This window comes from Pyxidicoccus fallax, assembly GCF_012933655.1.
GTDB classification, from domain to species: Bacteria; Myxococcota; Myxococcia; order Myxococcales; family Myxococcaceae; genus Myxococcus; species Myxococcus fallax.
In genome coordinates this window covers 1-8,468 of sequence record NZ_JABBJJ010000454.1, presented here as the reverse complement: position 1 = coordinate 8,468, position 8,468 = coordinate 1, and the positions used below count along the sequence as shown (strand labels likewise).

The 8,468-nt window shown below is 69.2% G+C and carries 7 protein-coding genes; 5 read left to right on the top strand and 2 right to left on the bottom strand.

Annotation, left to right across the window (positions count from 1 at the left end):
• Positions 1-29: 29 nt before the first annotated feature.
• Positions 30-131, top strand: a complete 102-nt coding sequence (locus HG543_RS57100) for a hypothetical protein (RefSeq protein ID WP_369334976.1) — start codon at positions 30-32, stop codon at positions 129-131.
• Between the two features lie 52 nt (positions 132-183).
• On the opposite strand, the gene HG543_RS48630 is transcribed toward HG543_RS57100, so the two are convergent.
• Entirely contained in the window at positions 184-1,623 is a 1,440-nt protein-coding gene (locus HG543_RS48630) for a DUF8814 domain-containing protein (protein ID WP_169351798.1), read from the bottom strand.
• Positions 1,624-1,756: 133 nt separating this feature from the next.
• Between HG543_RS48630 and HG543_RS48625 the strand changes: the two genes are divergently transcribed.
• The 3 genes from HG543_RS48625 to HG543_RS48615 all read left to right on the top strand — a co-directional run bounded on the left by HG543_RS48625 (position 1,757) and on the right by HG543_RS48615 (position 5,669).
• A complete protein-coding gene (locus HG543_RS48625; protein ID WP_169351797.1) occupies positions 1,757-2,983 on the top strand; it encodes a hypothetical protein in 1,227 nt (408 codons plus the stop codon).
• Between the two features lie 123 nt (positions 2,984-3,106).
• A complete protein-coding gene (locus HG543_RS48620; RefSeq protein WP_169351796.1) occupies positions 3,107-4,327 on the top strand; it encodes a cytochrome P450 in 1,221 nt (406 codons plus the stop codon).
• A 79-nt stretch (positions 4,328-4,406) separates the two neighbouring features.
• The gene (locus HG543_RS48615; RefSeq protein ID WP_169351795.1) at positions 4,407-5,669 is read left to right on the top strand and encodes a cytochrome P450; all 1,263 of its coding nucleotides are present in this window, start codon (positions 4,407-4,409) and stop codon (positions 5,667-5,669) included.
• A 72-nt stretch (positions 5,670-5,741) separates the two neighbouring features.
• Here the strand turns inward: HG543_RS48615 and HG543_RS48610 are convergent, their stop codons facing one another.
• Positions 5,742-7,268 (bottom strand): hypothetical protein, encoded by a 1,527-nt coding sequence (locus HG543_RS48610; protein WP_169351794.1) that lies wholly within the window; start codon positions 7,266-7,268, stop codon positions 5,742-5,744.
• Between the two features lie 299 nt (positions 7,269-7,567).
• On the opposite strand from HG543_RS48610, the gene HG543_RS48605 reads away from it, so the two are divergent.
• Positions 7,568-8,468: DUF4118 domain-containing protein (locus tag HG543_RS48605; protein ID WP_169351793.1), on the top strand; the 901-nt coding region annotated here is incomplete at its 3' end.

Here is an 8,468-nt window from a genome sequence, read left to right as displayed (position 1 = left end):
TGTACGCCCCCACCCCGACGCTGCCCACGGTGCGCTTCGCCATCAGCTACACGGTGAATGGCGTGACGTACTGGGACAACAACTTCTACCGGAACTACACCATCACCGGTTACGGCAGCACCGTCCCGTAGGACTCCGGGTGGAGCACGGCAGCAGGCCGTGCCCCACCCCACCCGTCCCGGACTACCGGACGCGGATGGCGTCGGCCATGACGACGTAGCCCGTCGTCGTCCACCGGCTGAGCTGCACCTTGTTCCACCCGGCCGGGAAGCTCCACGTGCCGAGCGCGTTCCACTGGGCGCCGTTGATCTGCTGGTTCACGTTCACCGTCACGTTGCCCGTCGACGTGGTGACGATGAAGGGCGCCGTCGGGGAGCGGTTGGTGCCGGCGACCCACCACGCGTCGATGGTCTTCGTGGCCGCGGCGGGCAGGTAGAACTCGAACACCGCGGGCTGCGAGATGGCCTGCGTGGCGGCGTAGTAGTAGCCGCTGCCGAAGTAGCCGGTGCTGCCTCCCGCCGTCCACGTGCCGACCATGGAGAAGCGGGCCTTGGTGGCGTCGTTCCGGGTGTTGTCGCTGTCCACGACGATGCTCGTCGTCGTTCCCCCGTCCGAGGTCCACAGGTACGTCACGTCGACCCAGTCGTTGTTGCTCATCCCCAGGTCCGTCCAGAACGAGCCATCCGCGATGTCGATGCCCGCGGGATTCGAGGGCCGGCGGCCGAACTGATCCAACCCGCCGTTGTAGCCGTCCTGGTACGCGGCCTGGGCCTCGGGCTTGCCCTGCGGCAGGTTCTTCCACATCTCGCGGATGCTCGAAGGGTTCCAGTAGTCATCCTTCGTGTTCCACGGCCCCACGTCCCAGACGGACGTCGTCGTGCACTTCGCCGTCTTCGAGTAGCACACGCGCACCTGGTACTCGGAGCCACCGTTCGACGCGAGCGCCCGGCGCGAGGGCAGCGCCACGAAGCGGTCATAGCTCTTGATGACGTGGCCGTTGGCGGTGGTGCCCCCGACGAGCCCCTCGCGGGTGGCGTAGATGCGGTACGTCAGCGGGGCCAGCGACTGGAGCTCCGCCTCCGAGGTGCCGCCCTCCAGCGAGCCCTCCAGCGTCACGTCGCTCACCACGGGCCCGCGGGCCTGCTCGTCCGCCACCAGCGCGAGCCGCACCTGCACCTCCGTGCCGGCGGCGGGCAGGCGCACCGCCTCTCCCGCGGCCGAGGTGCTCCACTCCGTCCAGGCGCCGCTGGCGCGCCGGACGCGGACGTCCACCTCGACGCCCATGCCGGGGAAGGCCTTCGCCTGGAGCACCGGGCGGACGGTGTCCACGGGCTGCTCCAGCTTGCGCGCCGGGAAGGTGTAGAGGCCCGTGAGCCGCAGCAGGCCCTCGCGCCTGCGCATGACCGCGTTGGGCTCGTAGAGCAGTCCGTCACGCGTGCGCACCAGGTCGCTGCTGCCCTCGCCGGTGCCCAGCTCCTCCGTCCAGCGCACGGTGCCGGCGCGGTCCTCCGCGACGAGCGCCTCCGGGGCCGAGTCCTGGGAGGGCTCCGCGAGCGCGGCGCCGTCCACCAGCGCGACTCCCACCACCATCGTCATCAACGTCGACCGCAGCTTCGACCGCATGCAGTGGCTCCTGGAAAGTGGAGCTTCCAGGATTACCAGCTCTGAATCTCAATATCGCGTAAAATAGGAAATCCGTCTTTCGAGAACAGTTCCTGACTGGGGCCCGGCTGACTTGGGCTGATACGTTGCCCCGGTGAAAGCCACGCCGGCGGAGCTGCTGGAGCGCGCCCTGGACGCGTTCCTGTCCCACCATGAGGAGGAAGCACTCGTGCACCTGCTCAACGTGTGGGAGCGGACCCGCGCGCCGCGCCTCGCCGCGCTCATCGAACTCTTCGCCGCGCGCCTCACGGCCCGGTTCACTCCCGCGGAGGACAGCCCCTGGCGGCGCATGAGCACCCGGTGCGGCTCCACCGACCTGCCTGGACGCCTCACACGGTTCAGGGCCACCGTCGACGAACGCAAGCCCAGGCCGCTGAACGAGGTCGCGGACTCGCACTGTGCCGCGCTGGAGCGAGCGCTCTCGGAGCGGACGGCCACCGAGGCCCGGCTGGAGCCCACGCTCCGGGCGCTCTTCACTCAGGTCTACGAGAACCCGGACGACGACAAGCCGAGGCAGGTGCTGGCGGATGTCCTCATGGAGCTGGGCGAGGCCCGGGGCTGGTCCCTGATGCACGAGCTCCGGGGGGAGTGGGAGCTGGCGCGCGCTTGTGGCTGGGACGTGACGCAATGGCTGTTCCCGCTCGGCCCGTACGGAGACCCACCCCTGTGGTCCAGCTTCGAGCGCGGGTTCCCCTCCGCCGTCAGCCCCGCCTTCCCGCGTGACACACCACTGGTCCCTCCGGGACCCGCCTGGGCGACCGTCAGGGACATCTCGCTGAATGGCTGCTCCCGGAGCGCGCCCCCGGGGCTCGCGGACTGGTTGATGCATCCGAACCTGCGCCGGCTGGAGGCCCTGCGGAACGTGAGCCCCAGGCTCGCGCGCGAGCTGTGCACCCGGCCGCTTCCGGTGAGGGGGCTGGAGCTGCAAATCCCCGGCGGGGGATACAGGCTCCGGACCGGGGAGCCCGAGCTCTTCACCCTCCTGTCCACCCTGCCCCACCTGACCTGGGTGGGCCTCCGCAACGCGAGCCACGAGGACATCGCCCTGTGCGTCACGTCGCCCCTGGCCCCGCGCCTGAAGCGCCTCACGGCCGACGGCGACCTGGGCTGGTCGCTCGTGCTCACTCCTGGCGGCAAGCTCACGGTGGAAGCCTGGCTGCGCGACCCCGACGGAACCCACGGGCTCGCCCTGGCCCTCCAGCAGGCGGCGCGTCTGGGAAACCGGGCACTGCGCGTCCACGTCGCGCCGGAGCTCGCTCCCCCGGAGCGCCAGCTCCTGACGAACGCCAGCGCCCGCTACGAGCGCTTCGAATGGGGCTGAGCGAAGGTGGCCACCCGGGCAGCCAGGGGCTCCACCGCCCCGGCGGGTTGTGGCTGGGGAGGCGTGGTGATGCGCCGCCGCGCTAGCCTTCGCTCCGTCGTACCCCACACCCCTGGAGCAAAGATGAGCGCGGTCGCCGGTATCGATTTGACGAGCGAGAGCTTCTTCGCCAACCCCTTCCCCACCTTCGAGCGGCTGCGCAACGAGGCTCCCGTCTACTTCTTCGAGCCCTACCAGGGCTTCATCCTCACGCGCGGCGCCGAAATCGAGGCGCTCACCAAGAGCCCGCACTTCTCCTCGCGGCGCGCCAGGGAGCTGCTGGGCGGCATGGGGCTGGTGGGCGAGGACGCGGCGTCGAAGGACATGCTCGCGGCCTGGTCCGGGATGGTCTTCTTCCAGGACCCGCCGCGCCACACGTTGCTGCGTCAGATGGTGATGAAGGGCTTCACGCCCGCGGCGCTGGAGCGCTTCCGCCCCCAGGTCGCGGCGCTCGTGGAGCGGGCCCTGGAGAAGGGACGCCGCGAGGGGGAGATGGACGTCCTCTCGGACTTCGCGGAGCCCATCGCCATCAACGCCATCGCCGAGCTGTTCGCGCTGCCCGAGGCGGACCGGCCGCGGTTCATGCGCTGGGCGAAGGACCTGCTCAAGCCGTCCGGCGTGGCGGTCAACACGGACGACATCCGCGCCTCCGTGCGGCGGACCTCCAATGACATGGTGGGCTACCTGCGCAACCTCGTCGCCGAGCGCCGCGCGGCGCCCGGGGACGACTTCGTCAGCCAGTTCATCGCGGCGGAGGACGGCGACCCGCGGCTCGCGGGCGAGGCCGTCATCCAGTCCTTCCAGATGATTGGCGCGGGCTTCGTCACGTCCACGAACCAGATCACCAACACCGTGCTCGCGCTCATGAAGCACCCCGAGCAGCTGAGCCAGCTGCGGGCGGACCCGGGCCTCATCCGCGGCGCCATCGAGGAGAGCCTGCGCCACGAGCCGGCCGTGCTCTCCATCAACCGGCTGTGCGTGGAGGACACCGAGCTCGGCGGCACGCGCATCCCCAAGGGCGTCTTCGTCCACGCGATGACCGCGTCGGCCAACCGCGACCCCGCGGTGTTCCCCGACCCGGACCGCTTCGACATCGCCCGGTGGCCCAACCGGCAGGTGACCTTCGGCGTCGGGGCCCACTACTGCCCGGGCGCCTCCCTCGTCCGCATCGAGGTCGAGGAGGCCCTGCGCGCCCTGCTCACGCTTCCGCGCTGGGAGCTCGCCGGTAGGCCCTACAACTACCAGGGCTCCAACTTCCAGGACCGCGGGCCCACCTCACTCCACCTTCGCTTCCCGAAGGCCTGAGTGAGACACCCAGAGTGAAAGTCCGTGGACCCCGTGAAACCTCGGTGAATCCCGCCTAGCAGGCGTTTATGGTGGAAACATGACAGCGCAGAACTCACGCTCTGGAGACGAACTGGTCGCCGCCTTCAACCCGATGGCGCCGGACCAGGTAGAGAACCCCTTCCCGATGTACGTGCGGCTGCGCCAGGAGCGGCCGGTCTTCTACAGCGCGATGTTCGACCTCTGGGTCGTCACCCGCTACGACGACATCTCGGAGGTGGAGAAGGACACCGCGCGCTTCTCCTCGGTGGGAGCGCTCGACGCCCGGGCCGAGCCGCACCCCGAGGTGCGCAACATCCTCAAGCAGGCCTACCCGAAGTTCGTCTCGCTGGTGCAGAGCGACCCGCCGGACCACACGCGCATCCGCGCCGTGTTCGGCCGGGCCCTGAGCCCCCAGCGCATCGCCGCGATGGAGCCCTCCATCCGCGCGACGGCGAACGGGCTCATCGACGGCTTCGTGCAGGACGGCTTTGGAGACCTCGTGCAGCAGTTCGCCTTCGCGCTGCCCGGCTTCATCATCTGCGACCTGCTCGGCGTGCCGCGCGCGGACATGCAGCAGCTCAAGGGCTGGTCCGACGACAAGACGCTGCTGATGTCGGCGACGGCGCCCATCGAGCAGCAGGTCGAGAGCGCGCACGGCTTCGTCGCCATGGAGCGCTACTTCAAGGAGAAGCTCCAGGAGCGGAGCAAGAAGCCGCGCGAGGACCTGCTCACGCTCCTCGTACCGCAGTCGATGGGCGGCACCGCGCCCATGAGCGAGCAGGAGGCGGTCTGCAACGCCATGGACCTGTTCTCCGCCGGCCACGAGACGACGACGAGCCTCATCGGCGGCGGCATGTGGCTGCTGCTCAACTCGCCCGAGCAGCTCGAGGCGGTGAAGGCAGACCCGAGCCTGATACCCAATGCCCTCGAGGAGATGCTCCGCAAGGAGCCTCCCGTCCGGGGCTTCTTCCGCCAGGTGACGGAGGACACGACGCTCGGCGGAGTCTCCATCCCGAAGGGCGCGCGGCTGTTCATCATGTACGAGTCGGGCAACCACGACGAGACGCAGTTCCCCGACCCGGACCGCTTCGACATCCGCCGCGCCGAAGCGAAGAAGCACCTGGCGTTCGGCAAGGGCATCCACTTCTGCGTGGGCGCCCCGCTCGCGAGGCTGGAGGGGCGGATTGCCTTCGAGCAGCTCCTGACGCGCCTGCCCAACCTGCGGCTGCGCGAGGACGAGCCCGCGGTGCGCCGGCCGTACCTCATGCTGCGCGGCTTCGACCACCTGCCCGTCGCCTGGGACGTGCCGGCGAAGAAGTAGTCCGCGGCAGGCCGGCTCGGAACCGAGAGCCACGGGGGCCCGGGACATCGGGCCCCCGCGCCTCGCGCGCGGCTACTGCACGCGCGTGGGCACCACGCTGATGGTGTACCAGCCCGTCGCGTACTCCCGGGTCGTCCCGATCTTCCAGGGCATTCCAGCGGCCATCTGGATGGTCACGTTGGTCAGCACGTTGTCCGCGAAGTTCACGATGACCGAGCCCAGGACGTCATTGCCCTCCGTGAAGGTCCGCTGGGTCGTCTCGGTGCGGGTCTCCTCCAGGCTCGCGCCGAACTTGAGGCCGATCTTCTGCAGGAAGCCCACCGTCGGATCGATGCCGAAGTTGGTGGCGAACTTCATGCTCCGCGACTCGGTCAGGACGGTGGTCTCGGTGAGGTCCACCTCCTCGACCTCGATCTTGATGGTGGAGGCGTAGTCGTTGAGGTCCCAGGCGAACAGCGGCAGCGACAGGTTCTTGCCAATCGTGCCCGTGAGGCGGGGCTTGTAGAACGTGAACCAGCTGACCTTGACCGGGTCATAGGTCATCATGAAGAGCTCACTCGGAGCCGCGGGGAAGTAGGTGACGAGCTCCTGGCCAATCCCGTTCTTGGCGTTGATGAGGGCCCTCACCTTGAACTCGAAGGAGCCGCCCGTCCACCCGGAGCTCTGGTTCTCGGTGAGGCTCGCCATCGTCGGGTCACCCGTCTGATCGGCGATCTTGGCGAAGGCGATCGCCGGATCCCCGAGCATCTGGAAGCTCGTGACATGCTCCTGGAAGGCGTAGGAGAACGCGCCCCGGGTCTGGTTCGGAGAGATGTTGTAGTAGATGAGATCCCGGTGCCAGCCGTCGGTGCCGAGGTAGATGTCGTAGGCATCCAGCAGCTTCTGGTCAGGGCTCCAGATGGTCCTGGCCGCGGACTTGTCGGTCGCGCGCGAGCCATCGAAGCTCTCCGACAGGAAGGCGAAGCCCGGAGTACCGCTGGCCTTCAGGACCCGGCCCTGCTTCGCCATGGCGCTGGGGTTGGCGCTGGGGGTGTTGCCGCCGGCCAGGACGACGCGCTCGTTCTCCTTGATGACGACCACCGGGAAGCCGGGAACGAGGCTCGCCTCGATGATGTGCTCCTCGCCGTGCGGGTCGACGAGCAGGACGTCGTTGGTCTTGTAGGAGGTGATGCCGACGGCGGGAATCTGCGCGGCGGTGTCCCAGGTCTCGGCCGAGAAGGAGTCGTGGGGCAGCTGGGGGACGAAGATGGTCAGCAGCGGAACTTCCCGCTCGATGACCGAGAGCTGCTCGGGGTCCGCGAAGTATCCCCGCAGCAGCTCACGGACGCTCTGTCCGTCCGCCAGGGTGTGGTCCTTGATGAGGTGGTAGAGGACGTCGTAGTCGTTGTTGAACTTCAACAGCGCCTCGTCCTTGATGAGCTTGCGCAGCGACGGGCTGTCGGCGAGCGCGGTGGCGAAGGCCTTGCCGAAGACGGTCTTCAGCTCATCGCGGCGCTCCCGGCTGACGGAGGGCGCGACGGACGGAGCGGGCTCGGTCTCCGTGGGGCTGGGGGAACAAGCGGCCATGGACAAGCCGACGAGCAGCAGGCACTTCTTCATGGTGCGGAACTCCAGGTGGGGTGTGAATGCGAAGCACGGCTGCGCTTGTATTTGGAAATACAAGAGCAGCCCCGGATGGCGCTCCATCCAGCCATCACTTCTGAAAAGGAGGCTCACGCTGGATGTCGCTTAAAAAGTGCTCCAACGGACGATGACCGTTTCTGGGACATGAACACATTCGACCGGCCGAAATCCCGATGGCATCGTGCGTGCGTCCCATCCCACCGCAGGAAACAATTGGTTCCCGTTGACACCCTGAGTGGCAGCCTTCCGTGAAGCCTGCTCCCGCGCATTCATGGATGCGCCCGCGGTCATGGCCCGCCCAGATACTCGGCGTCGTGCTGCTGCTCGGCGTGTGCGTGGCCGTCTCGTTCGGCCTCGACCCGCTCAGCCGCAGCGCGCCCTTCCCCATCTTCCTCGCGGGCATCCTCGCCGCGGCGTGGATGGGCGGGCGGGTGGCCGCGCTCGGCCTCACCGCGCTGTCCACCGTCGCGCTGGGGATGCTGTTCATCCACCCGCGCGGCGAGCTCTTCGCCTACGAGCCGGGCGAGGCGGTGCTCCTCGTCACGTTCACCTTCGTGGGTGGCTTCATCAGCGTGGCCGTCGGCTCGCTCCGCGAGGCGCACAGCCGCGCCGAGCAGCTGCGGCAGCTGGCCGATGCGTTCGCGCGCGCGAGCACTCCAGCGGAGCTGGCGGTGGTGGCCCGGCAGCAGGCCCGATGGCTCCTCGGGGCGCCAGTCGCCACGCTGTGGACGGTGCACGGTGAACAGGGCCCCGAGGCCGCGCGGCCCATCCTGGCCAGTCCCGACGAGCCGCCTCCCAGCGAGAACTTCACCGCGCTGGCCGGGCTCTCGCTCCGCTCGGGAGCGCCCTTCTGGCCCCGCGGGCCCGATCCTGGCCAGCCCTACGAACTCGCCCTGGCGCTGCGCGGGTCGCACCAGGTGTTGGGGACGCTCGTGCTGCGCCTTCCGGGCCGGCGGCCTCCCGGCCCGCGGCGGCGCCGGCTCGCGCTGGCCCTGGCCGAGACCTGCGCCGCCGCACTGGAGCGGGTGCTGCTCCAGGAGCGGGTGCTGGGTGAGCGGCGAATGCTCGAGGCGGTGATTTCGCAGGCGCCCGTGGGCGTCATCGTCGCCGAGGCCCCCAGCAGCCGCATCCTCCTCTACAACAGCGCCGCCGAGAGCCTCCTCGGCCACCCCGCCC

Excerpts from the sequence above, each read along its gene's own strand:
- HG543_RS48630 (WP_169351798.1), bottom strand. The coding sequence starts at position 1,623 with ATGCGGTCGAAGCTGCGGTCGACGTTGATGACGATGGTGGTGGGAGTC.
- HG543_RS48620 (WP_169351796.1), top strand. The coding sequence starts at position 3,107 with ATGAGCGCGGTCGCCGGTATCGATTTGACGAGCGAGAGCTTCTTCGCC.
- HG543_RS48615 (WP_169351795.1), top strand. The coding sequence starts at position 4,407 with ATGACAGCGCAGAACTCACGCTCTGGAGACGAACTGGTCGCCGCCTTC.
- HG543_RS48610 (WP_169351794.1), bottom strand. The coding sequence starts at position 7,268 with ATGAAGAAGTGCCTGCTGCTCGTCGGCTTGTCCATGGCCGCTTGTTCC.